This window comes from Microbacterium sp. (assembly GCF_052102115.1).
GTDB lineage: Bacteria > Actinomycetota > Actinomycetes > Actinomycetales > Microbacteriaceae > Microbacterium.
In genome coordinates this window covers 39,048-60,630 of the sequence record NZ_JBQDVP010000004.1, presented here as the reverse complement: position 1 = coordinate 60,630, position 21,583 = coordinate 39,048, and the positions used below count along the sequence as shown (strand labels likewise).

Annotated in this window: 23 protein-coding genes; 9 read left to right on the top strand and 14 right to left on the bottom strand. The window is 66.7% G+C overall.

Annotated elements, in window-relative coordinates:
• Position 1 precedes the first annotated feature (1 nt).
• The 3 genes from ACTICP_RS02570 to ACTICP_RS02560 form a co-directional block, all read right to left on the bottom strand.
• On the bottom strand, positions 2–193 hold the full coding sequence (locus ACTICP_RS02570; protein WP_441889198.1) for a hypothetical protein: 192 nt from the start codon (positions 191–193) through the stop codon (positions 2–4).
• Between the two features lie 126 nt (positions 194–319).
• Positions 320–949, bottom strand: a complete 630-nt coding sequence (gene rpsD / locus ACTICP_RS02565) for a 30S ribosomal protein S4 (protein WP_441889196.1) — start codon at positions 947–949, stop codon at positions 320–322.
• A 173-nt stretch (positions 950–1,122) separates the two neighbouring features.
• Positions 1,123–2,451, bottom strand: a complete 1,329-nt coding sequence (locus tag ACTICP_RS02560; protein WP_441889194.1) for a replication-associated recombination protein A — start codon at positions 2,449–2,451, stop codon at positions 1,123–1,125.
• A gap of 85 nt (positions 2,452–2,536) precedes the next feature.
• Here ACTICP_RS02560 and ACTICP_RS02555 point away from each other — a divergent pair, with 85 nt between their 5' ends.
• From ACTICP_RS02555 to ACTICP_RS02545, 3 genes are read left to right on the top strand one after another with little or no spacing between them, the layout of a single operon-like run.
• A complete protein-coding gene (locus tag ACTICP_RS02555; RefSeq protein ID WP_441889192.1) occupies positions 2,537–2,824 on the top strand; it encodes a hypothetical protein in 288 nt (95 codons plus the stop codon).
• Positions 2,825–2,877: 53 nt separating this feature from the next.
• Positions 2,878–4,236, top strand: coding sequence for a DUF349 domain-containing protein (locus ACTICP_RS02550; RefSeq protein WP_441889190.1), 1,359 nt, complete (start codon positions 2,878–2,880; stop codon positions 4,234–4,236).
• Between the two features lie 51 nt (positions 4,237–4,287).
• Entirely contained in the window at positions 4,288–4,839 is a 552-nt protein-coding gene (locus tag ACTICP_RS02545; RefSeq protein ID WP_441889188.1) for a hypothetical protein, read from the top strand.
• Here ACTICP_RS02545 and ACTICP_RS02540 read toward each other — a convergent pair.
• The 11 genes from ACTICP_RS02540 to pdxS all read right to left on the bottom strand — a co-directional run bounded on the left by ACTICP_RS02540 (position 4,826) and on the right by pdxS (position 15,877).
• Positions 4,826–7,075, bottom strand: coding sequence for a RelA/SpoT family protein (locus ACTICP_RS02540; RefSeq protein WP_441889186.1), 2,250 nt, complete (start codon positions 7,073–7,075; stop codon positions 4,826–4,828). The genes ACTICP_RS02545 and ACTICP_RS02540 overlap by 14 nt on opposite strands.
• 67 nt (positions 7,076–7,142) lie before the next feature.
• Entirely contained in the window at positions 7,143–8,132 is a 990-nt protein-coding gene (gene secF / locus ACTICP_RS02535; protein ID WP_441889184.1) for a protein translocase subunit SecF, read from the bottom strand.
• Complete coding sequence (gene secD / locus ACTICP_RS02530; RefSeq protein WP_441889182.1) at positions 8,132–9,868, bottom strand: protein translocase subunit SecD; 1,737 nt, start codon at positions 9,866–9,868, stop codon at positions 8,132–8,134. The genes secF and secD overlap by 1 nt, the downstream gene beginning before the upstream one ends.
• A 53-nt stretch (positions 9,869–9,921) precedes the next feature.
• Positions 9,922–10,329 (bottom strand): preprotein translocase subunit YajC, encoded by a 408-nt coding sequence (locus ACTICP_RS02525; protein WP_441889180.1) that lies wholly within the window; start codon positions 10,327–10,329, stop codon positions 9,922–9,924.
• A 74-nt stretch (positions 10,330–10,403) separates the two neighbouring features.
• Entirely contained in the window at positions 10,404–11,447 is a 1,044-nt protein-coding gene (ruvB, locus tag ACTICP_RS02520) for a Holliday junction branch migration DNA helicase RuvB (protein WP_441889178.1), read from the bottom strand.
• Positions 11,440–12,063, bottom strand: a complete 624-nt coding sequence (gene ruvA / locus ACTICP_RS02515) for a Holliday junction branch migration protein RuvA (RefSeq protein WP_441889176.1) — start codon at positions 12,061–12,063, stop codon at positions 11,440–11,442. The genes ruvB and ruvA overlap by 8 nt, the downstream gene beginning before the upstream one ends.
• 9 nt (positions 12,064–12,072) lie before the next feature.
• Complete coding sequence (ruvC, locus tag ACTICP_RS02510; protein WP_441889174.1) at positions 12,073–12,657, bottom strand: crossover junction endodeoxyribonuclease RuvC; 585 nt, start codon at positions 12,655–12,657, stop codon at positions 12,073–12,075.
• A 46-nt stretch (positions 12,658–12,703) separates the two neighbouring features.
• Entirely contained in the window at positions 12,704–13,468 is a 765-nt protein-coding gene (locus ACTICP_RS02505; protein WP_441889297.1) for a YebC/PmpR family DNA-binding transcriptional regulator, read from the bottom strand.
• 53 nt (positions 13,469–13,521) lie between these two features.
• Entirely contained in the window at positions 13,522–14,394 is an 873-nt protein-coding gene (locus ACTICP_RS02500) for a DUF402 domain-containing protein (protein ID WP_441889172.1), read from the bottom strand.
• 9 nt (positions 14,395–14,403) lie between these two features.
• Entirely contained in the window at positions 14,404–14,988 is a 585-nt protein-coding gene (pdxT, locus tag ACTICP_RS02495; RefSeq protein ID WP_441889170.1) for a pyridoxal 5'-phosphate synthase glutaminase subunit PdxT, read from the bottom strand.
• On the bottom strand, positions 14,978–15,877 hold the full coding sequence (gene pdxS, locus ACTICP_RS02490) for a pyridoxal 5'-phosphate synthase lyase subunit PdxS (protein WP_441889168.1): 900 nt from the start codon (positions 15,875–15,877) through the stop codon (positions 14,978–14,980). The genes pdxT and pdxS overlap by 11 nt, the downstream gene beginning before the upstream one ends.
• A 94-nt stretch (positions 15,878–15,971) precedes the next feature.
• Here pdxS and ACTICP_RS02485 point away from each other — a divergent pair, with 94 nt between their 5' ends.
• The 6 genes from ACTICP_RS02485 (at position 15,972) to thpD (ending at position 21,583) form a co-directional block, all read left to right on the top strand.
• Entirely contained in the window at positions 15,972–17,279 is a 1,308-nt protein-coding gene (locus ACTICP_RS02485; protein WP_441889166.1) for an aminotransferase class I/II-fold pyridoxal phosphate-dependent enzyme, read from the top strand.
• A 29-nt stretch (positions 17,280–17,308) separates the two neighbouring features.
• Positions 17,309–18,160: a pyridoxal kinase PdxY gene (gene pdxY, locus ACTICP_RS02480; RefSeq protein WP_441889164.1), complete on the top strand. Its 852-nt coding sequence runs from the start codon at positions 17,309–17,311 to the stop codon at positions 18,158–18,160.
• 100 nt (positions 18,161–18,260) lie between these two features.
• A complete protein-coding gene (ectA, locus tag ACTICP_RS02475; RefSeq protein WP_441889162.1) occupies positions 18,261–18,806 on the top strand; it encodes a diaminobutyrate acetyltransferase in 546 nt (181 codons plus the stop codon).
• Between the two features lie 97 nt (positions 18,807–18,903).
• A complete protein-coding gene (ectB, locus tag ACTICP_RS02470; RefSeq protein ID WP_441889160.1) occupies positions 18,904–20,181 on the top strand; it encodes a diaminobutyrate--2-oxoglutarate transaminase in 1,278 nt (425 codons plus the stop codon).
• Between the two features lie 46 nt (positions 20,182–20,227).
• On the top strand, positions 20,228–20,623 hold the full coding sequence (locus ACTICP_RS02465; RefSeq protein ID WP_441889158.1) for an ectoine synthase: 396 nt from the start codon (positions 20,228–20,230) through the stop codon (positions 20,621–20,623).
• 63 nt (positions 20,624–20,686) lie between these two features.
• Complete coding sequence (thpD, locus tag ACTICP_RS02460; protein ID WP_441889156.1) at positions 20,687–21,583, top strand: ectoine hydroxylase; 897 nt, start codon at positions 20,687–20,689, stop codon at positions 21,581–21,583.

Sequence of the window (21,583 nt, the reverse complement as noted above, 5' to 3'; positions counted from 1 at the left end):
CTTACTGCGTGTCCTTGTCTGAGAAGAGTCGTGCTTCCTGGTCACGGTAGGCGTCGCCGAGGATCGCCGTGAACTCGGTGATGCGCGCGTCGACGTCAGCCAGCATGTCGTGGCCGCGGGGGTCCTTGTTCATGAAGTGAGCAGCGACGAACCCGCCGATCACGCCGATCAGGAACCACAGCAGAGTCTTCATGTCGTCATCCTCGCGATCTGGCCGCAGCACGCGGCCATTCCATCGTAGGCGGAAACGGCCCATCGTACGACGGGAGGCGCCGGGGTCTCCCCCGACGCCTCCCGAAGCGAACTCAGTTGATGAAGATCAGCGAGCTGCGTAGTACTCGACGACCAGCTGCACTTCACAGGTCACGGGGACCTCGGCGCGCTTAGGACGACGGACCAGACGTGCCTGCAGCTTGTCGAGCTCGACCTCGAGGTAGCCCGGAACCGGGGGCAACACCTCGGCGTGGCCGCCGGCTGCGGCCACCTGGAAGGGCTCGGTGCCCTCGCTGCGAGCCTTGACATGGATGAGCTGACCCGGCTTCACGCGGAAGGACGGGCGGTCGACGAGCTGGCCGTCGACCATGATGTGACGGTGCACGACCATCTGACGGGCCTGTGCGGTGGTGCGGGCGAAGCCCGAACGCAGCACGAGGGCGTCCAGACGCATCTCGAGCAGCTCGACCAGGTTCTCACCGGTCAGGCCGTCGACACGACGTGCCTCGTTGAAGGCGATGCGCAGCTGCTTCTCGCGGATGCCGTACTGCTCGCGCAGACGCTGCTTCTCACGCAGACGGACGGCGTAGTCGCTGTCGGCCTTGCGCTTGGTGCGGCCGTGCTCACCCGGAGCGTAGGGACGCTTCTCGAGGTAGCGGGCGGCCTTGGGGGTGAGTGCCACGCCGAGGGCGCGGGACAGACGGACCTTGCGGCGGTCCTGGGACTTCGTAACCACGAAGCGTTCCTTCCGATGACGTGGACGTGTCTTTCACATCTCACGGACGTATCTCCCGCGTTCTGCCTGGATCGCGCACGCCGGGGCGCGAAGAAGGTGGAGTGTGAACGAAGGGATGCCCGAAAACACGGTTTCGAGCCGGTCAAGTCTAACAGACCGCGTAGCGCGCCAGATCAGCGACCGTCGAGGATGCGTCGGATGCGCTCCAGGCGCGCTGACACGTCTCGTTCGGCACCCAGATTCTTCGGCTGGTAGTAGCGCCGGCCGTCGAGCTCATCGGGAAGGTACTGCTGGGGGACGATGCCGTGCTCGTTGTCGTGCGGGAACATGTAGCCCTTGCCGTGGCCGAGGCGCTTCGCCCCCGGGTAGTGCGCGTCTCGAAGATGCGGGGGCACTCGGCCGAATGCGCCGGCGCGGACATCCGCGATCGCCGCATCGATCCCCGCATACGCCGCGTTCGATTTCGCGGTGGTTGCAAGATATACGGTCGCCTCGGCGAGCGGGATCCGCCCCTCCGGCATCCCGATGAAGGCCACGGCGTCGGCTGCTGCCGTCGCGATCACGAGGCCCTGCGGATCGGCGAGGCCGATGTCTTCGGACGCCGAGATGACGAGGCGTCGGGCGATGAAACGCGGGTCCTCCCCCGCCTCGATCATGCGGGCGAGGTAGTGCAGCGCGGCATCGGGATCGGAGCCGCGGATCGACTTGATGAACGCGCTGATCACGTCGTAGTGCTCGTCGCCCTGCCGGTCGTACCGCAGGAGGGCTCGGTCGACAGCCTGTGCGACGTCGTCCGCGCTGATCGCCGGTGTCGAGTCGCCCTCCGCATTCGAGGCGGCGACCGCGGCGGCCGCCTCGAGCCCGGTCAGCGCGCGGCGGCCGTCGCCGGATGCGAGCCGCACGAGCGCTGCCCGCGCAGCGTCGTCGATGTCGACGGCGCCGTTCAAGCCGCGGGCGTCGGTGATGGCGCGATCGATGAGCAGTGCGATGTCATCGTCGGTCAGGGGTTGCAGTGTCAGCAGCAGCGACCGGGACAGCAGCGGCGAGATGACCGAGAACGACGGGTTCTCGGTCGTCGCGGCGATGAGGATGACCCAGCCGTTCTCGACGCCGGGCAGAAGCGCATCCTGCTGCGCCTTGGTGAATCGGTGGATCTCGTCGAGGAACAGGATCGTGGTCTGCCCGTACAGATCGCGCTGGGTGATCGACTCCTGCATCACCTCGCGGACGTCCTTCACCCCGGCGGTGACGGCGGAGAGCTCGACAAATCGACGCGCAGAGGAGCGGGCGATCGCCTGCGCCAGCGTCGTCTTTCCCGTTCCTGGCGGACCCCACAGGATGATCGAGACGGCACCGGGAGAGGCGGCATCCGGATCAGCGAGCGCGACGATCGGCGACCCCGCGCGCAGCAGGTGCTGCTGACCCGCGACTTCGTCGAGCGACACCGGTCGCATACGCACGGCCAGGGGCGTCTGGCCCGAGAGCAGTGGCGCGGATGTCATTCCTCCAGGCTAATGCGCACTGCTGACATGCTCACCGGTAGGCTCACCTGAGGCGCCGCGGAGGCGCGCCCGAGGAAGGATGATGATGGCAGGTCGTGGACCCAAGAACGCGCAGCGCTCGAAAGCCGCGACCGAGCGTGCACGCCTGTACGCCGCACGGACGTCCTGGCACGAGGGTCAGATCAGCCGACGCGTCCGCGACAACGCTGTGGCCGGGATCATCGGCGGCCTCATCATCGTCGGCGCCGTGGTCAGCCAGTCGGTGCACGCCGCCGTGACCGCCCCGGAGCCCGAGCCGACCCAGACGTCCACGCCGACGCCGATGGAGAACCCGTTCTCGGAACTGTTCTCGCCCGAGGGAACAGCCCAGTAGGCTGAACGAAGTCCTTTCCACCCTCACGCGGCTGACCGCGCAAGGAGCACATCGTGTCTGCAGACGAGACCCCGAAGCCGAAGCCGACCCCACCCGTCCCCGCGCCGCCGCGGGTGCCGATGCCTCCGCGCACGCCGGCTCCGGCCGCAGCTCCTCCGGCCCCGGTGTCCCCGGTCGCCGCAGCCGACTCGGCAGAGTGGGGGCGCGTCACCGACGACGGCACGGTGGAAGTCCGCGAGGGTGATGACTGGCGTGTCGTCGGTCAGTATCCCGATGGCACCTCTGAGGAGGCACTGGCCTATTTCGTCCGCAAGTTCGACGACCTGGCGTTCAAGGTCCACACGCTCGAGCAGCGCCACCAAGCCGGTGGCGCCTCGGCAAGCGACCTGACGAATCAGGCGGAGAAGCTCGTCGTCGAGGTCACCGATGCCGCAGCGGTCGGCGATCTCGCTTCGCTCCGCACACGGCTGTCGACGCTCACCGAGGCACTCGCCGAGGCACGTGAAGCCGAGACGAAGGCCGCCAAGGAGCAGGTGGATCAGGCCATCGCCGATCGCACCGTCGTCGTCGAGAGCATCGAGGCCATCGCCGCACGCGACCTCAGCAAGGTGCAGTGGAAGCAGGTCACCGAAGAGGTGAGCACGCTGTTCGACACCTGGCAGGCGCAGCAGCAGACGGGTCCCCGTCTGCCCAAGGGCATCTCCCAGCAGCTCTGGAAGCGTTTCCGCGACGCTCGCGCCGTGGTCGACAAGGGGCGACGCGCGTTCTACGCCGAGCTCGATGAAACCCATAAGGCGTCGCGCGATCGTAAGAATGCGCTGATCGAGCGCGCCGAGGCCCTCGCGCCGAAGGGGTCCGACGGCATCCCCGCCTATCGCGGTCTGCTGGACGATTGGAAGGCCGCCGGACGCGCAGGTCGGAAGGCCGATGACGCGCTCTGGGCGCGTTTCAAGGCCGCCGGCGACGCGCTGTACGCCGCACGTGCTGAGCAGTCCGCTGCCGAGGAGGCGGAGTCGGCGCCGAAGATCGAAGCGCGCAAGGCGCTGCTCGAAGAGGCGAAGGCCGTCGCCGACGAGTCGAACCTCAAGCAGGCCCGCGCGATGCTGACGAAGATCCAGCGCCAGTGGGACGAGGTCGGCCGCATCTTCCCGCGGGACCAGGAGCGCACACTCGACGACAAACTGCGCGTGATCGAGCAGGGGCTGAAGTCGCGCGAAGAGGTCGACTGGAAGCGCAACAATCCGGAGACCAAGGCCCGAGCGAACGACATGAGCCAGCAGCTCCAGGACGCGATCGACAAGCTCGAGACCGAGCTCGCCGCCGCGGAGAAGGCCGGCGACAAGAAGGCCATCAAGGAGGCCGCCGACGCGCTCGAGGCGCGTCGCGCCTGGCTCGGCGCCCTCGGCGGCTGAGGTTATCCACAGTCCGGCTCGGGCGGTGCGGCGAACGGTCACACTGAACGTGTGCATCCGTCGCTCATCTTCCACCCCGGAGTGCTGCTTTCGCAGTCGGAATTGAGTTCTGCCCGCCTCGACGGCGTACTCATCGAGGTCGGCGACGGGTATATGCCACCCGATCTGCCCGAGAGCGCAGAGGCGCGAGCGGCCTCACTGACGTTGATCCATCCGCCGGGGTACGCGCTGTGCGGGCCGACGGCGGCCTGGGTGCACGGTGTCGGGTACGCGCCGCCGTCCTGTCATCATCTGCAGCGCGTGTCAGAGAGACGACCTCGCGTTCGCACCATGCCGGGCGTCGTCTTCCACGACCGACTGATCGGGCGAGCGGAATTGGCGTTCGTCGGGAGGGCAGCGATCACCACCCGCCTGCGCACGCTCACCGATCTCGTGCTCGGCGGCGGCGTCGACGCAGAGGCAGAGCAGTGGATGCGACGATTCGCGACCGCGGCATCCGACCTCCTCCCCCGCGTCCAGGCGATCATCGCCGCCCGCGAGCGGATGCCGGGAAAACGTGCGGCTCTGGCGAGGATCGCCGAGCTACAGGCTATGAGGATGTGACCCGGTACACGTCGTACACGGCTTCGATGCGCCGCACGGCATTGAGTACGCGATCGAGGTGGACCGAATCACCCATTTCGAACACGAATTTGCTGATCGCCAGTCGCTCGTCATTGGTGTGGACGGTCGCCGAAAGGATATTGACGTGATGCTCGCTGAGCACGCGGGTCACGTCGGAGAGCAGTCCACCACGATCGAGCGCCTCGACCTGGATCTGCACGCGGAACACGCTCTTGGTGGTCGGGGCCCACTCCACCTCGACGAAACGCTGCTCCTGGTCGCTGAGCGCCTTCACATTGACGCAGTCGCTGCGGTGCACCGATACTCCGCTGCCGCGCGTGACGAAACCGACGATCGGATCGCCCGGGACCGGCGTGCAGCACTTGGCGAGTTTGACGAGGATGTCAGCGGCGCCGCGGACGAGGACACCGGAGTCTCCGCTCCGGGGCTCCGGGGCGCGCGTGGGCGAGGGAAGATCGATGGCTCCCGTGCTGGTGTCGTTCGCGGCGACGAGAGCTGTGACCTTCTCGAGCACGGACTGCGTCGACACATGCCCTTCTCCGACAGCCGCATACAGCGCGGAGACGTCCTCGTAGTGCAGCTGCTGGGCGACGTCGGCGAACGAATCCTGATTCATCACCCGCTGCAGCGGCAGGTTCTGACGCCGCATCGCACGGGCGATGGATTCCTTGCCCTGCTCGATCGCCTCTTCGCGGCGCTCCTTGGTGAACCAGCCGCGGATCTTGTTGCGTGCGCGCGTGCTCTTGACGAACGAGAGCCAGTCCTGGCTGGGGCCGGCATCCGGGTTCTTGGACGTGAAGACCTCGACGACGTCTCCGGTGCGCACCACCGTCTCCAGCGGCACGAGGCGCCCGTTGACCTTGGCGCCCATGGTGCGGTGCCCGATCTCGGTGTGTACGGCGTATGCGAAGTCGACGGTGGTCGCACCGGCGGGGAGCCCGATCACCCGGCCTTTCGGGGTGAAGACGTACACCTCTTTCGCGCCGATCTCGAAGCGCAGCGAATCGAGGAACTCGCTGGGATCGGCGGTCTCGGCCTGCCAGTCCGAGATGTGCGCGAGCCAGGTCATGTCGGTGTCGGTCGGTCCGTCGACGGCCTTCCCGCCGTTCATCCGCTCCTTGTACATCCAGTGCGCGGCGACGCCGAACTCGGCCTGTTTGTGCATCTCGTGCGTGCGAATCTGGATCTCGACCGTGCGTCCGTTCGGCCCGATCACCGTGGTGTGCAGCGACTGGTACAGGTTGAACTTCGGCGTCGCGATGTAATCCTTGAACCGGCCGGGCAGCGGCGTCCACCGTGCGTGGATGGCACCGAGCACGGCGTAGCAGTCACGCACCGAGTTTACGAGGACACGGATGCCGATGAGGTCATAGATGTCGTCGAACTCGCGACCCCGAATGACCATCTTCTGATACACGGAGTAGAGCTGCTTTGGTCGGCCGCCGACCTTGCCGCGGATGCGCAGATCGTGGAGGTCTTCGTTGATGGACTCGATGACCTGCCCGAGGTACTTCTCGCGCTGCGGTGTGCGCTGCGCGATCAAGCTATTGATCTCGGCGTAGATCTTCGGGTGCAGCACAGCGAACGAGAGGTCCTCGAGTTCGGACTTGATCGCCTGAATGCCGAGCCGGTTGGCCAGCGGCGCATAGATCTCGAGCGTCTCGCGCGCCTTCGGCTCCGCCTTCTCGGGCGGCACGAACCCCCAGGTGCGGGCGTTGTGCAGCCGGTCGGCGAGTTTTATGAGCAGAACACGGATGTCCTTCGACATCGCGACGATCATCTTGCGGACGGTTTCGGCCTGTGCGCTCTCGCCGTACTTGACCTTGTCGAGCTTGGTGACGCCGTCGACGAGCATCGCGACCTCGTCGCCGAACGCCTCGGTCAATTCCGACAGCGCGTAGCCGGTGTCCTCGACCGTGTCATGCAGGAGCGCCGCGGCGATCGCGCGCGGGCCCAGCCCCAGTTCTGCGAGGATCTGCGCGACGGCCAGCGGATGAGTGATGTACGGCTCACCGCTGCGCCGCTTCTGCCCTTCGTGCTTGTCCTTGGCAACCTTGTACGCACGCTCGATGATGGCTAGATCGCCCCGTGGATGGTTCACCCGCACCGAGCGGATCAGATTGTCGAGATCGTTGATCCGAGGCGCGCGCGAGAAGATGCGGGGCACGAGTCTTCTCAGGCTCGATCCCTGCGTCTGCGCGGGCGCCTCCGCCATCGATTCACCTCCGGGTCAGATCATCCTACGCGTCCGGGCCTGCCCCGGCTTCACCGTGCGGGACGGCTCAGGCGTCGACGCTCGAGCGCTCCCGGAGCTCGAGCACGCGGCGGTCGCGCTCGACGATCTGCGGCTCCTTCTCGCGGAACAGCGAGTACAGCGGAGCGGCGACGAAGAGCGTGGAATACGTGGCGACGAGGATGCCGACGAAGATCGACAGCGAGATGTCCGTGAGGGTCTCGGCGCCGAGCCAGAACGAGCCGATGAACAGGATCGCTCCCACCGGCAAGGCCGCGACGATCGAGGTGTTTATCGACCGGATCAGCGTCTGGTTGACGGCCAGGTTGACGGACTCCCCGAACGTTCGGGCAGAGTTCTCCCCGTCCTCGGTCGTATTCTCTCTGATCTTGTCGAACACCACAGTCGTGTCATAGAGGGAGTACGAGAGGATCGTCAGGAATCCGATCACCGCCGCGGGCGAGATCTCGAATCCTGCCAGCGCGTACACGCCGACCGTGATGACGAGCACGTCGAGCAGACCGATGATCGCCGCCACCGACATCTTCCAGGTGCGGAAGTAGATCGCCAGGATCAGGAAGGTGAGCGCGAGGAAGATCGAGAGCCCCCAGAGCGACTGCCGGGTGACGCTCTCGCCCCAGACCGGTCCGATGAACGACGAGGTGACTTCCTCGGCCGGGACGTCGTACGCCTCTGCCAGCGCGCCGGCGACGGACTGCGTCTCGTCGGGCGTCATCTGCGAGGTCTGCACGCGCACATCGGAGTTGTTGACGATCGCGACCTTGGCGGCGGCCTCGGGAACGATCGATTGCACAGCTTCGGTCGCCGTCCCCTGATCCGTGGAATCCGGCGCGAGCACGGTGAACTGCGAACCGCCGGTGAACTCGATGGAGAACTGGACCGGGCGCAGCAGCGGCACGAGAGCGGATGCGACCACGAGGGCGATCGCGATGATGAACCACACCCGGCGCTTCGCGACGAACGGGAACGAGGTCTTCCCGGTGTAGAGGTTGTTGCCGAACTCATTCATGGAGGCCATCAGCGCTCTCCCTCGCTTCCGGCATCCGTGGATCTCTCCCCTGTCAGGGCTTCAGCGCGTTTGCGCTCGGCAATGGTCTGGCGACGCTCGGCCTCGCCGCGGGAGCGGCTGCTCTTCGCCGCGCGACCGCCGGTGGCCGGCGTGACCTGACGGAACTGCGACCGCGTGTGGTAAACGGCACCCAGGGCCGACGGATCGAGCCCCGACAGCTTGTGTCCCCCGCCGAAGAACTTCGTGCGGGCGAGGATCTGCATCACCGGGTGCGTGAAGATGACGAAGATGAAGACGTCGATCAACGTCGTGAGCCCCAGCGTGAAGGCGAATCCCTTCACCGTCGAATCGGCGAGGATGTACAGCACGACCGCCGCGAGAATGTTGATCGACTTCGAGATGTAGATCGTCCGCTTGGCTCGTCCCCACCCGTCCTCGACGGCTCCGGTGATCGACTTCCCGTCTCGCAGCTCATCTCGTATTCGTTCGAAGTAGACGATGAACGAGTCGGCGGTGAACCCGATCGAGACGATCAGACCGGCGACCCCCGCGAGCGACAGTCGGAAGCCCAATCGCCATGCCAGGATGCAGATCACGATGTAGGTGAGCACCCCCATCACCGCGATCGACGCGATGATCACCGTCCCGAGTGCCCGGTAACTGATCAGCGAATAGAGGGCGACCAGAGCAAGGCCGATCAGGCCGGCGATGAGGCCGATCTGAAGCTGCTGGCTGCCGAGGGTTGCCGAGACCGTGTCGGAGCTCTCGGTGGTGAAGCTGAGCGGCAGGGCGCCGTACTTGAGCTGGTCCGCAAGAGCCTCGGCGGTCTCCTGGGTGAAGTCGCCCGAAATACTCGGGCGTCCGTCAAGGATCTGGGCGTTCATCCGCGGGGCGGAGATCACCGAACCGTCGAGCACGAACGCGAACTGGTCGCGCGGGCTGAGGCCCTCGAGCTGGTTCTGGTACAGGCGCTGACTGATCTCGCCGAACACCTCGGTGCCGTGGCCGTCGAGGGTGAGGTTGACCGTCCAGGCGCCGGACTGCTGGTCGCGACCGCTGCTCGCGTCATCGATCGAGTCGCCCGAGAGCTCCATCGGTCCGAGGATGTACTTGACCGAGCGCGTGTCGTCGCAGGTGATCAGAGGCTGGTCCTCCGGTGCATTCGCCGCGGCGCTCTCGCTCTCGGGATCCGCGCAGTCATACGCAAGGAACTCCGACTGCAGTTTCTCGGTGATCCACGACATGTCACTGCCGTCGGTGGGCTTCGCCGTCGGCTCTGCGTTCGCAGACGGATCGGGAGTCGGGTACGGCGTGGCGTTGCCGTCCTCGCCGACGAACTCCGTTGCCGGGTCACCGGCGAACAGCACGGCACGGAACTCGAGCTGGGCGCTCGCCTCGATCCGGTCCCTGGTCTCCTGGTCGGCGACCCCGGGGATCTGGACGACGATGTTCCGACCACCCTCGGTGGTGATGTCGGCCTCCGCGACGCCCGAGGCGTCAACGCGCTGGCGGATGATGGCGGCTGCCTGGTCGAGCTGCTCCTGAGTCGGATCCGCGCCGTCCTCGGTGACGGCGCTCAGAACGATCTGCGTACCTCCCTGCAGGTCGAGGGCGAGTTCAGGCGCCCAGGAGCTCTGCTGGAATCCGTAGACGCCGAGAGAGTTCACGCCGAACAGCGCAGCGGTCACCAGAAGGAGACCGAGCAGCACTTTCCAGGCATGGCGGACGGGAGAGGATGAGGCCACGGATGTTCAGCTTTCTGCGATACCGGTCGGACCAGTCAGGACCAGCGAAGAGCTTACTTGCTGTCGGAGTCGCGATCGAGACGAGCGCGTGTCTCCTCCGGAGTCTCCAACGGCGTTTCCGGGGCGACCTCTTCGATCACGCGGTCGTGAGCGTCGACATCGAGGTCGGCGTCGACCTCGGTGATGTCATCCTTCGGCTCGACGACGCGGAGAATGGCCTGGCTGTGCACCTCGATGACCGTTCCGGGCGCGATCTCGACAAGCGCAGGAGTGTCGAGATCAGCGGGGTCGTAGGCGACGATCGTGCCGTAGAGACCACCCTGAAGAAGGACCTTGGCGCCGGGAACGGTCTTCGTGGCCTTCTCCTCCTGCTCGGCCTTCATCTGCCTCTGACGCTTGCGCGTGTTGAAGAACATGAAGATGAGGAGGACGGCAAGGAGGCCGAAGAGGACAATTTCCATCAGGCGGAGCCTTTCACAATGTGCACGCCGGAACTCGGCGGTCTGCAGGGGGATTCGGGTGAAGTCTCCAGCGATTATAGGTCATCGAACAATGCGGCGCCCTCGGGGTGCTGCACGCCCAGGTGCCGGAAGGCTTCCGGCATGGCGACGCGCCCGCGCGGCGTGCGGCCCAGGAAGCCGATCCGCACCAGATACGGCTCGACGACGCTCTCGACTGTCTCGGCCTCCTCGCCGACGGCGACGGCGAGGGTGCTGAGCCCTACCGGGCCCCCGCGGAACCGGCGCACGAGCATGTCGAGCACCGCACGATCCAGTCGGTCCAAGCCGATCGGGTCGACGTCGTAGAGGTCGAGCGCGGCCCCGACATCGTCGATGGTCGCAACGCGCCCGCTGCCGTGCACCAGTGCGTAGTCGCGCACACGCCGCAGCAGGCGGTTCGCGATGCGCGGCGTGCCTCGCGACCGCCGTGCGATCTCGTGGCGCGCGTCGTCGGGCATCTCGACTTCGAGCACGTTCGACGAGCGCCGGATCACTTTCTCGAGGTCGGCCTCGTCGTAGAATTCCAGATGCCCCGTGAATCCGAAGCGATCGCGCAGCGGGTTGGGCAGCAGGCCGGATCGGGTCGTCGCTCCCACCAGGGTGAACGGTGCGAGATCCAGCGGGATGCTGGTGGCACCAGCGCCCTTCCCCACCATGATGTCGATGCGGAAATCCTCCATGGCGAGGTAGAGCATCTCCTCGGCCGATCGCGCCATCCGGTGGATCTCGTCGATGAAGAGAACTTCACCGGGAACGAGACTCGACAGCAGCGCGGCGAGATCGCCGGCGTGCTGAATGGCCGGGCCGCTGGAGAGCCGCAACGGTCGCTCACTCTCGTGGGCGACGATCATCGCGAGCGTGGTCTTGCCGAGCCCGGGCGGGCCGGCAAGCAGGATGTGGTCGGGAGGACGGTTCTGGATGCGTGCGGCGTCGAGCAGCAGCTGCAACTGTCCTCGCACCTTGGGTTGGCCGACGAACTCGCCCAGACTCGCGGGACGCAGCGCCCCCTCGATCGCGAGTTCCGTCTCATCCAGAGGTTCGGCTGGGTTGCGACCCTCGACGAAGTCGTCCTCAGCCACGTCCGCCTCCGGCCTTGGCCGGCCCCAGTGCCGCCAGGGCTTGGCGCAGGAGCGCGGGCACGGATGCCCGGTCGGCCTCGCTCGCAGACTCCGCCGTCTCTGCGGCCGCGTCGCCGGCGACCTTCTCCGACCAACCGAGTCCCACGAGCGCGGCGGTCACCTGCGAGACGACGGCGTCGGCGGCAGAGACCGATCGACCGCTGGGCGCGGACGTCGGGGGCTGCAGCTTGCCCGCCAGCTGCACCACGATGAGCTTGGCCGTTTTCGGCCCGATACCCGAGACGCGTCGGAACGGCGCATCATCGTCGTCCGCAACCGCGGACGCGATCTGATCGACGGTGAGGTGCCCCAGCACTCCGAGCGCCGATTTCGGTCCGACGCCGGTGACGCTCAGCAACTGGGTGAACACCTCGAGCTCGACCGCGTCGGCGAATCCGAAGAGCGTCAGCGCGTCTTCGCGGACGATGAGGCTGGTGTGCAGGCGCAGGTTCTCACCGATGCGCGCCGTGTGCGCCACATCGGCCGGCACGAAGACGAAGAAGCCGACCCCGCCGACCTCGATGACGACGTGGTCGGCGCCGGCGGTCAGCACAGAACCGTGCAGGGAGGAGATCATCCTCTCAGCCTACGATCCCGATCGTATGTATGTTCGAGCGACACGCTCGGCATCCGCCCAGGCGCGCTGCGCCGGCGTGAGCGAGCCGGATTCCGCCGGTGCAGCGGAACCACCGCGCCAGGCATGACAGAGTGCGATCGCCAGCGCGTCGGCGGCGTCCGCCGGCTGTGGGGGCGCATCCAGCCGCAGGATGCGCGCGATCATGGCCTGGACCTGCTTCTTGTCGGCGGTGCCGTACCCGGTGACAGCAGCTTTGACCTCGCTCGGCGTGTGGGTCGCTGCGGGCAGACCGGCCTCGGCTGCGAGCAGGAGGGCGACTCCGCTGGCCTGCGCTGTGCCCATCACCGTATGGCTGTTGTGCTGAGCGAAGACGCGCTCGACGGCGACGGCATCGGGGCGATGCTCGGCAAGCACCGAGCGGATGCCATCCGCCACGGCAGCGAGTCGTTCTCCGAGTGGAGTGTCCGGCAGCGTGCGGATGACGCCGACATGCACGAGCTCGGCGCGGCGGGAGCGGTCGACATCGACGATGCCGACACCGCATCGGGTGAGACCCGGGTCAATTCCGAGTATGCGCAGAGAAGTGGCCGCCACGCCCCCAGGCTACGCGCCGGAGGAGCGACGGGTCGGGCGGCGCGCCTTACTCGTCGTCGTCGTTCTCGAGCTCGGCCTGCACCTCGGAGGTGAGGTCGAGGTTGCTGTAGACGTTCTGCACGTCCTCGCTGTCTTCCAGCGCATCGATGAGTCGGAAGATCTTGCGCGCGGTCGGGGCATCGATCTCGACCTTGACGTTCGGCACGAACTCGACGTCAGCCGACTCGTAGTCGATACCGGCCTCCTGCAGCGCCGTGCGAACGGTGACGAGGTCTGTGGCCTCAGTGATGACACCGAAACCGTCGCCGTGCGGCTCGATCTCTTCGGCGCCCGCCTCGAGCACCGCCTCCATCACGTCATCTTCGGTGGTGCCCTCGGCTCCGACGACGATGACGCCCTTGCGGGTGAAGTTGTACGCGACGCTGCCGGGGTCGGCCAGGTTGCCTCCGTTGCGGCTGAGCGCCGTGCGCACCTCGGCGGCCGCGCGGTTCTTGTTGTCGGTCAGACACTCGATCATCAGCGCCACGCCGTTGGGACCGTAGCCCTCGTACATGATCGAGGTGTACTCGACGGCCTCGCCGCCGATGCCTGCTCCACGCTTGACCGCGCGGTCGATGTTGTCCTTCGGGACAGACATCTTCTTCGCCTTGAACACGGCGTCGTAGAGGGTGGGGTTGCCGGCCAGATCAGCGCCGCCGAGCTTCGCGGCCACCTCGATGTTCTTGATGAGCTTGGCCCATGACTTCGCGCGCCGGGAGTCGATGATGGCCTTCTTGTGCTTCGTGGTCGCCCATTTGGAGTGCCCGGACATATATCTCCGCTCGTCGCTTCCGCCCTTTGGCAGCGCCAAAGGCATCGTCCATCCTAACGAACTGCGCTGCCAGACCTCCGTCGCGCAGCGTCGATGGCTGCAGCCGGCGGCATCGGCACCGGCTGATCCATCGCCGGATCCGGCATCCAGCGGTCCCATCCCTCATCGAGCGGCCAATCGCCCGACGCGATGAACTCGTGAGCGGCGAGGTCGGCGAGGCGGCGCACCGCTTCGGCCTGCGCGGCGGTGAAGCGACCTTGTTCCACGACTTCGGCGAGCTCGTCGGCATCCTTCAGCCAGATGTCCTCGGACCCGGGATTCTCCGCGTCGATCCAGACGTCCAGCACGAGATCCCGCGAGAAGATCCCCTGCGTCTCGCCGGCGACTCGGCGATGCGGGAGCTCAAGATTGACGTATGCACCCGCGGGCGTTCCGTCGGAGTCTCGGAAGAACCAGACCGACCAGGGCCGTCCCGCCGGCGCAACACGCACGATCCCAGCCCCCGTCCAGGTCTTCTCGGCCATCACCCAGGGCGTGCGGAATCGCTCGGCCAGCGGCACGTCGCGGTGTCGGCGTCCGTCCGCGGGCACGGGTTCGAGCCGGGCGGAGCCGACCGGTATCCACACCACCAACCCGCGCGCGTCATCGCGGATCACCCGTGCGGTCTCGATGTGCCGTCCATAGCGCCACAGGATCTCGTCACCGGGGGCGAACCGCGGAGCTCCCGCCTGGTCCGAGGCGATCGCGTCGTCGAACGCCGGGTCGACGTGGGCGCCCTCGTGGCCGTCGGATTCCAGCAACGAGACCGCTTCGGCCAGGCTCATCTCGCTCTCGGCCACGCGCTGCCAGCCGTCACCTCGACGACCGATGAGCGTCACGCTTCCGCCGCTCGCGCTGACTCCTGTAGACCCGATCGACCGTCGCATGCGCCCACGCTACAGCGTGCGCAGCAGGCGTTCGTGGAACCGCGGCTCCCCGCTGATCTCGGGGTGGAAGCTCAAGCCGATGAGTGCGCCCTGCTCCACGCCGACGATGCGCCCGTCCTCGAGCTGGGCGAGCACCGTCGCGCGCGGGCCGACGGATTCGATCACCGGCCCGCGGATGAACGCCGCCCACACCGGGTCGCCATAGATCGCGGGAGCCTGCAGCTCGGCCTCGAAGGAATCGACCTGCCGTCCGAAGGCATTCCGCCGTACCACGGCGTCGAGCCCGCCGAATGATTGCTGCCCCGCCGCCGCGTCCACGACCCTATCGGCGAGCATGATGAGGCCGGCGCACGTGCCGAGCACCGGCAGGCCTTCTCGAATCGCATCACGGATCGGTTCGCGAAGGTCGAAAGCGACCGACAGTTTGTCGATCACGGTGGATTCGCCGCCCGGGATGACCAGAGCGTCGATCGTCGCGATCTCTTCGGGCCGCCGGACCCGCACGGTCGAGACCCCGAGCCCGTGCAGGACGTGCTCATGCTCGCGCACGTCGCCCTGCAGGGCCAGGATGCCGACGGTGCGGTTACCAGCCACGCTCGGCGAGCCGGTGCGGTGCGGCGAGGTCGGAGACGTTGATGCCGACCATCGCCTCGCCGAGACCGCGCGAGACCTCGGCGATGACCTTCGCGTCGTCGTAGAACGTGGTCGCCTTCACGATCGCCTTCGCACGCTCGGCCGGGTTGCCGGACTTGAAGATGCCAGACCCCACGAAGACGCCGTCGGCGCCGAGCTGCATCATCATCGCGGCGTCCGCCGGGGTCGCGACACCGCCCGCGACGAACAGCACGACGGGGAGTTTGCCGGTCTCGGCGATCTCGGCGACGAGTTCGTACGGTGCCTGCAGCTCCTTGGCCGCGACGTAGAGCTCGTCCTTCGCCAGTGCGCCGAGGGCGGCGATCTCACCACGGATCTTGCGGATGTGCTTCATCGCCTCGGACACGTCGCCGGTGCCGGCCTCACCCTTGGAACGGATCATCGCGGCGCCCTCGTTGATCCGGCGCAGCGCCTCGCCGAGGTTCGTCGCACCGCACACGAACGGCACCGTGAACCCGTACTTGTCGATGTGATTGACGTAGTCGGCGGGCGAGAGCACCTCGGACTCGTCGATGTAGTCCACGCCGAGCTCCTGCAGCACCTGAGCCTCGACGAAGTGGCCGATGCGCGCCTTCGCCATCACCGGGATCGAGACGGTGTCGATGATGCTGTCGATCATGTCGGGGTCACTCATGCGCGACACCCCGCCCTGCGCGCGGATATCCGCAGGGACGCGCTCGAGCGCCATAACTGCCACGGCCCCGGCATCCTCGGCGATCTTCGCCTGTTCAGCGGTGACGACATCCATGATCACGCCGCCCTTGAGCATCTCGGCGAGCCCGCGCTTGACGCGTGCCGATCCGGTGGTGGTGTTGCCTTCTGCGGTCATGGTGAAACCTTCCGTGCATCCAATGAAGTGTTTGATCTATGCCAAAAGATACCACCGCAGGACGCGCCCGTAGACTCAGAGATCAGGAGGTGTCATGAGTGAGCTGATCACCGGTCGCACGGCCGCCGAGATCGCCGGCAGCGTCCGCGAGCTCCGGGAACGCGGTGTGCTCGGGCCCGGCGCTGCTCTGCCGCCGGTCCGCGAGCTCGCGGCGCGTCTCGGCGTCAACCGCAACACGACCGTCGCCGCGTACCGACAGCTCTCCCGAGCCGGCATCGTCGTCAGCCGTGGTCGGGCAGGCACCATGCTCGTCGAACACGACCCGGTCGCGCAGGAGGGCTTCGCGGCGGATACCGTGCTGCGTGACGTCGGCACCGGCAACCCCGATGCCGCGCTGATCCCCGACCCCTCGGCGGTGCTGTCGGGCGTGGTCGGCCGGCCGGTGCTGTACGGCGAGCCCGTCATCGATCCTGGCCTGGATGCCTGGGCGCGCACGTGGGTCGCGGGCGACCTGCCGGCATCCGATTTCCGCATCACGGTCACCAGTGGTGCCGTGGATGCCGTCGAGCGTCTGCTCGCCCAGGCCCTGATGCGCGATGACGCGGTGGCCCTGGAGGATCCGTGCTTCCTCGCCAGCATCCACACGGTCCGCCTCGGCGGGTACCGGGCCGTCCCGGTGCCGGTCGACGACGAGGGAATGACCATCGATGGGCTGCGCGCCGCTCTGGATGCCGGTGTGCGAGCCGTGATCTGCACGCCGCGCGCCCAAAACCCGACCGGCGTCAGCCTCTCCCCTGCACGCGCCGCGGCCCTGCGCGAGCTCCTCGCCGAGCATCCGTACGTCCTCATCATCGAGGACGACCACTTCTCGATGCTGTCCGAGCAGCCGTATGAGAGCCTCATCGGTCCTCGACACCGCCGATACGCGCTGCTGCGATCGGTTTCGAAGTTCCTCGGGCCGGACATGTGCCTCGCCCTCGCCGCCACCGACCCCGAGACCGCCGAACGGCTCGCGATGCGATTGCGCCCCGGAACGACGTGGGTGAGCCACCTGCTGCAGCGGCTGGCACTCGGCATGCTCACCGATGACGACGCACGGGCGACGATCAGAGCGGCCGGTGCTCACTACGCACAGCGCAACCGAGCGTTCGCCGAACGACTCAGCGCCAGCGGCATCGCCGCAGAGTACGTCGACGGCATGAGCCTCTGGGTGCGGCTTCCGCAGACGGCCCGCGTGGTGTCCGAGAAGCTGATTCGGCGTGGCTGGCTCGTGCGCACGGGTGACGAGTTCCTGCTCGGTGAGAAGGCGGCACCGTCGGAGCACCTGCGGCTCACCGTGCACGATCTGAACGATGCCGACGCCGGACGTCTCGTCGCCGACATCACCGCCGCCGCGCGATGATCGACGCCGGCGGGTGAGAAGATCGGGGGATGAAGATCCTCTCGATCCAGTCCGCAGTCGCCTACGGACATGTCGGCAACTCCGCCGCGGTGTTCCCCCTGCAGCGCATCGGCGTCGACGTGCTGCCGGTGTACACGGTGAACTTCTCGAACCACACCGGCTACGGTGCGTGGCGCGGACCGCTCATCGACCCGAACGACGTCCGCGACGTCATCACCGGGATCGAGGAGCGCGGCGTGTTCGGCCAGGTGGATGCCGTGCTCTCGGGCTATCAGGGCGGCGAGGGCATCGGCGATGTCATCATCGATGCCGTCGCACGGGTCAAGGCGGCGAACCCCGACGCGCTGTACTCCTGCGACCCCGTCATGGGCAATGCGAAGTCGGGATGCTTCGTCGCACCGGCGATCCCCGAGCTGCTGCGCGAGCGAGTCGTGCCCGTTGCCGACATCATCACCCCGAATCAGTTCGAACTCGGCTTCCTCACCCGCACCGAACCCCACGCGCTCGAATCGACGCTGGATTCTGTCGACCTGGCCCGCGCCATGGGCCCGAGCGCCGTGCTGGTGACCAGTGTCGAGCGTCCCGACCGCGAGGAGGGCACGATCGAGATGCTCGCGGTGGACGACGACGGCGCGTGGATCGTGCAGACACCGTTCCTGCCGATGAAGGCCAACGGGTCGGGTGACGTCACCGCGGCGCTGTTCACGGCGCATTACGTCGAATCCGGCAGCGCCCAGGTCGCACTGGAGCGCACGGCGTCGAGCGTGTTCGACCTGCTGCAGCTGACGCTGGACTCGGGAGAACGCGAGCTGCAGCTCATCGAGGCACAGGAGTCCTACGCGCACCCGCAGATACAGTTCGGAGCACGCCGGGTTCGCTGATCCCGCGCGCGTGGACGCATCTTTCCGAAGTTCTCTGAGTACGCGCCCAGACACGCCGCGGTTTGCCGTTGGCACGCATTCTCGTTAGCGTCGGGGACGCATGCTCTCGTTCAACGAAGTACCCCATGCCCCTGTCCCCGAGCCCGCGAGGGCCCGGATCGTCGCCCCTGCCGCATCGCATGGTGCCGGTATGTGGCGGGTCGCCGGAGCTTCCGGTGATCTCGATCTGAACACCTCGTACATGTATCTGCTCTTCGCGCGTGATTTCGCGGAGACCTGCCGAGTCGCACTGGTCGATGACGACGTCGTCGCCTTCGTGCTCGGCTACCGGCGACCCGAACATCCGGATCGCCTGTTCGTCTGGCAGATCGCTGTCGACGAGAGCCACCGCGGTGCGGGGCTGGCCGGTCGTCTCCTCGACGACCTCTTCGATGCCGCTCCCGGTGCTGCGCCGACCGTGACGCACCTCGAGACGACGATCACCGACGACAACACGGCGTCGCAGCGCCTCTTCGCGAGCTTCGCAGCTCGCCGGAACGCGCCGTTGACGACTGAGCCACTGTTCGAAGCACATCATTTTCCCGATTCGCATGACGCGGAACGGTTGCATCGGATCGGACCGTTCCCCTCGCACCAGCGAGGGTGACGACCGATCCAGTCTGGGAATCCTTCCCAGCCTCGACGTCCACCCGGCGCCGAGCTGCCGCGTACGCCGGAGCGTACGCACGCCTCAGGAGGCACAGATGTCCATTTCCATCACAGCAGACACCGAGATTTTCGAGTCGCTCGAGTCTCAAGTCCGTAGCTACTCGCGGTCCTGGCCGGTCGTGTTCGACCGCGCCGTCGGCAGCACCATCTTCGACGAGTCGGGGCGCGAGTACCTCGACTTCTTCGCCGGTGCCGGAGCGCTCAACTACGGCCACAACAACCCCGCGTTGAAGAAGGTGCTGATCGACTATCTCACCGACGACCGCGTGATCCACTCGCTGGACATGTTCACCACCGCGCGTCGGGACTTTCTCCAGACGTTCTCCGACTGCATTCTCAAGCCGCGCAATCTCGACTACCGCGTCGTCTTCCCCGGCCCGGGCGGAGCTAACGCGGTCGAGGCCGCGCTGAAGCTGGCCCGCAAGGTGACCGGCCGCGAATCGGTGATCAACTTCACGAACGCGTTCCACGGGATGACGCTGGGTGCCCTGTCCGTCACGGGCAACTCGCTCAAGCGCGGAGGCGCCGGTGTGCCGCTCGTGCACGCCACCCCGATGCCGTACGACGACTACTTCAACCAGGATTACCCCGACTTCTTCTACTTCGAGCGGCTGCTCACCGACAGCGGCAGCGGACTGAACCTTCCGGCCGCTGTGATCGTCGAGAGCGTCCAGGGCGAGGGTGGCATCAACGCCGCGCGCGCCGAATGGCTGTGCGGCCTCGCAGATCTGTGCCGTCGGCACGACATCCTTCTCATCGTCGACGACGTGCAGATGGGCTGCGGACGCACCGGCGGATTCTTCAGCTTCGAGGAAGCCGGCATCGTGCCCGACATGGTCTGCCTGTCGAAGTCGATCAGCGGCTCCGGCCTGCCGATGGCGCTGACACTCGTTCGTCCCGATCTCGACATCTGGGAGCCGGGTGAGCACAACGGCACGTTCCGCGGGATCGCGCCGGCGTTCGCCACGGCCACCGAGGCGATTCGCACCTACTGGCAGGATGACGCACTCGAGAAGGCCACGATCGAGAAGGGCGCCCGCGTGGAGAGCCGTTTCAACGCGATCGTGTCGAAGTTCCAGGATGCCGAGATCGTCGCCAAGGGTCGCGGCCTCGCCCGCGGCCTGCAGTTCGCCGACGGTGACATCGCCGACGCGGTCTGCGCCGCGGCCTTCGAGCGGGGTCTGTTGATGGAGACCTCAGGACCGAGCGGCGAGGTCATGAAGATCCTGCCCGCCCTCACGATCACCGATGACGAGCTCGACCGCGGACTCGACATCATCGAGGCCTCGGTCGCCGACGCTCTCGCGGCCTGAGCGCGCCCCGGCCCCAGCATTCGAACAGACAGACAAGGAATTCTTCATGCTCATTCGCACGATTGATGACATCACCGACACCGACGCAGACATCAAGTCCGAGAACTGGCGCAGCAAGCGCATCATCCTCGCCCGTGAGGGCGTCGGATTCTCAGTGCATGAAACCACCCTGTACGCCGGCACCGAATCCGAGTTCTGCTACCAGAACCACATCGAGGCCGTCTTCATCGTCGAGGGAGAGGGCGAAATCGAAGACATGGCGACGGGCGAGGTGCATCAGTTGCGTCCCGGTTCGCTCTACCTGCTGAACGACCACGATCGGCACCGGGTGCGCCCGCGCACCGATATCCGCACCGTGTGCGTGTTCAATCCTCCGGTCACGGGACGCGAAGTCCACGACGAGAACGGTGTCTACCCCCTGGTGACGGAGCCCGTCGGCTGACACCATCTCCCAGAGCCGCCGTGGTGACTCTCACGGCCCATCGAAGAGAACAGGAGAATGACGATGACGATGACAGGCACCGACCAGGACCTGTACCCGAGTCGGCTCACGGAGCCGAGACCGCCTCTGAAACGCGAGCATCCTGCCGTTTGGGGTGATGCGTCGGGTCCGTTCACCCGAGATGAACTCGACGCGCACGAAGCCCGCGGCTACACGGTGATCGACGATTTCCTGGGCGCGGGCGAGGTGACCGACTACACCGCCGAGCTGCTGCGGCTCTCGGATGCTCCGGAGCTCGCAACCGACGAGCGCGTCATCCGTGAGCGCAGCACCGGCGCCGTGCGGTCGGTCTTCGCGGTGCACCACCTGAGCGAGAAGCTCGATCGTCTGACGCGTGATCCCCGTCTGCTGGACCGCGCACGTCAGCTGCTCGGCAGTGACGTGTACCTCCACCAGACGCGGATCAACTACATGCCCGGGTTCCGTGGGACGGGTTTCTACTGGCACTCGGACTTCGAGACGTGGCACGCGGAGGATGGCATGCCCATCCCCCGCGCGGTCAGCTGCTCCCTGGCACTCACCGACAATTACCCGTTCAACGGCGGGCTAATGGTGATGCCCGGCTCGCACAAAACGTTCGTGTCGAGCGTCGGCGAGACCCCCGAGGACAACCACGCCTCGTCACTGCAGGCGCAGGAAGTCGGGGTGCCCAGCGAAGAGGACATCAGCCAGCTCGCCGAGCAGTACGGCATCGATCAGTTCACGGGAGCCGCAGGCTCCGCGCTCTGGTTCGATTCCAACATCATGCACGGCTCGGGCAACAACATCACGCCGTTCCCGCGGTCGAACATCTTCATGGTGTTCAACAGTGTGGAAAATGAGCTCGTGCATCCGTATGCCGCACCGGCGTCTCGGCCGGAGCACATCGCACACCGCGAGAACGTCGCTCCGCTGCGCTGA

Bases quoted from the DNA above. Each gene is read 5' to 3' on its own strand.
- ACTICP_RS02570 (WP_441889198.1), bottom strand. From the start codon at position 193: ATGAAGACTCTGCTGTGGTTCCTGATCGGCGTGATCGGCGGGTTCGTC.
- ACTICP_RS02560 (WP_441889194.1), bottom strand. From the start codon at position 2,451: ATGACATCCGCGCCACTGCTCTCGGGCCAGACGCCCCTGGCCGTGCGT.
- ACTICP_RS02555 (WP_441889192.1), top strand. From the start codon at position 2,537: ATGGCAGGTCGTGGACCCAAGAACGCGCAGCGCTCGAAAGCCGCGACC.
- ACTICP_RS02540 (WP_441889186.1), bottom strand. From the start codon at position 7,075: ATGGCGGAGGCGCCCGCGCAGACGCAGGGATCGAGCCTGAGAAGACTC.
- secF (WP_441889184.1), bottom strand. From the start codon at position 8,132: ATGGCCTCCATGAATGAGTTCGGCAACAACCTCTACACCGGGAAGACC.
- ACTICP_RS02525 (WP_441889180.1), bottom strand. From the start codon at position 10,329: ATGGAAATTGTCCTCTTCGGCCTCCTTGCCGTCCTCCTCATCTTCATG.
- ruvA (WP_441889176.1), bottom strand. From the start codon at position 12,063: ATGATCTCCTCCCTGCACGGTTCTGTGCTGACCGCCGGCGCCGACCAC.
- ACTICP_RS02505 (WP_441889297.1), bottom strand. From the start codon at position 13,468: ATGTCCGGGCACTCCAAATGGGCGACCACGAAGCACAAGAAGGCCATC.
- ACTICP_RS02500 (WP_441889172.1), bottom strand. From the start codon at position 14,394: ATGCGACGGTCGATCGGGTCTACAGGAGTCAGCGCGAGCGGCGGAAGC.
- pdxS (WP_441889168.1), bottom strand. From the start codon at position 15,877: ATGACCGCAGAAGGCAACACCACCACCGGATCGGCACGCGTCAAGCGC.
- ACTICP_RS02485 (WP_441889166.1), top strand. From the start codon at position 15,972: ATGAGTGAGCTGATCACCGGTCGCACGGCCGCCGAGATCGCCGGCAGC.
- pdxY (WP_441889164.1), top strand. From the start codon at position 17,309: ATGAAGATCCTCTCGATCCAGTCCGCAGTCGCCTACGGACATGTCGGC.
- ectA (WP_441889162.1), top strand. From the start codon at position 18,261: ATGCTCTCGTTCAACGAAGTACCCCATGCCCCTGTCCCCGAGCCCGCG.
- ectB (WP_441889160.1), top strand. From the start codon at position 18,904: ATGTCCATTTCCATCACAGCAGACACCGAGATTTTCGAGTCGCTCGAG.
- ACTICP_RS02465 (WP_441889158.1), top strand. From the start codon at position 20,228: ATGCTCATTCGCACGATTGATGACATCACCGACACCGACGCAGACATC.
- thpD (WP_441889156.1), top strand. From the start codon at position 20,687: ATGACGATGACAGGCACCGACCAGGACCTGTACCCGAGTCGGCTCACG.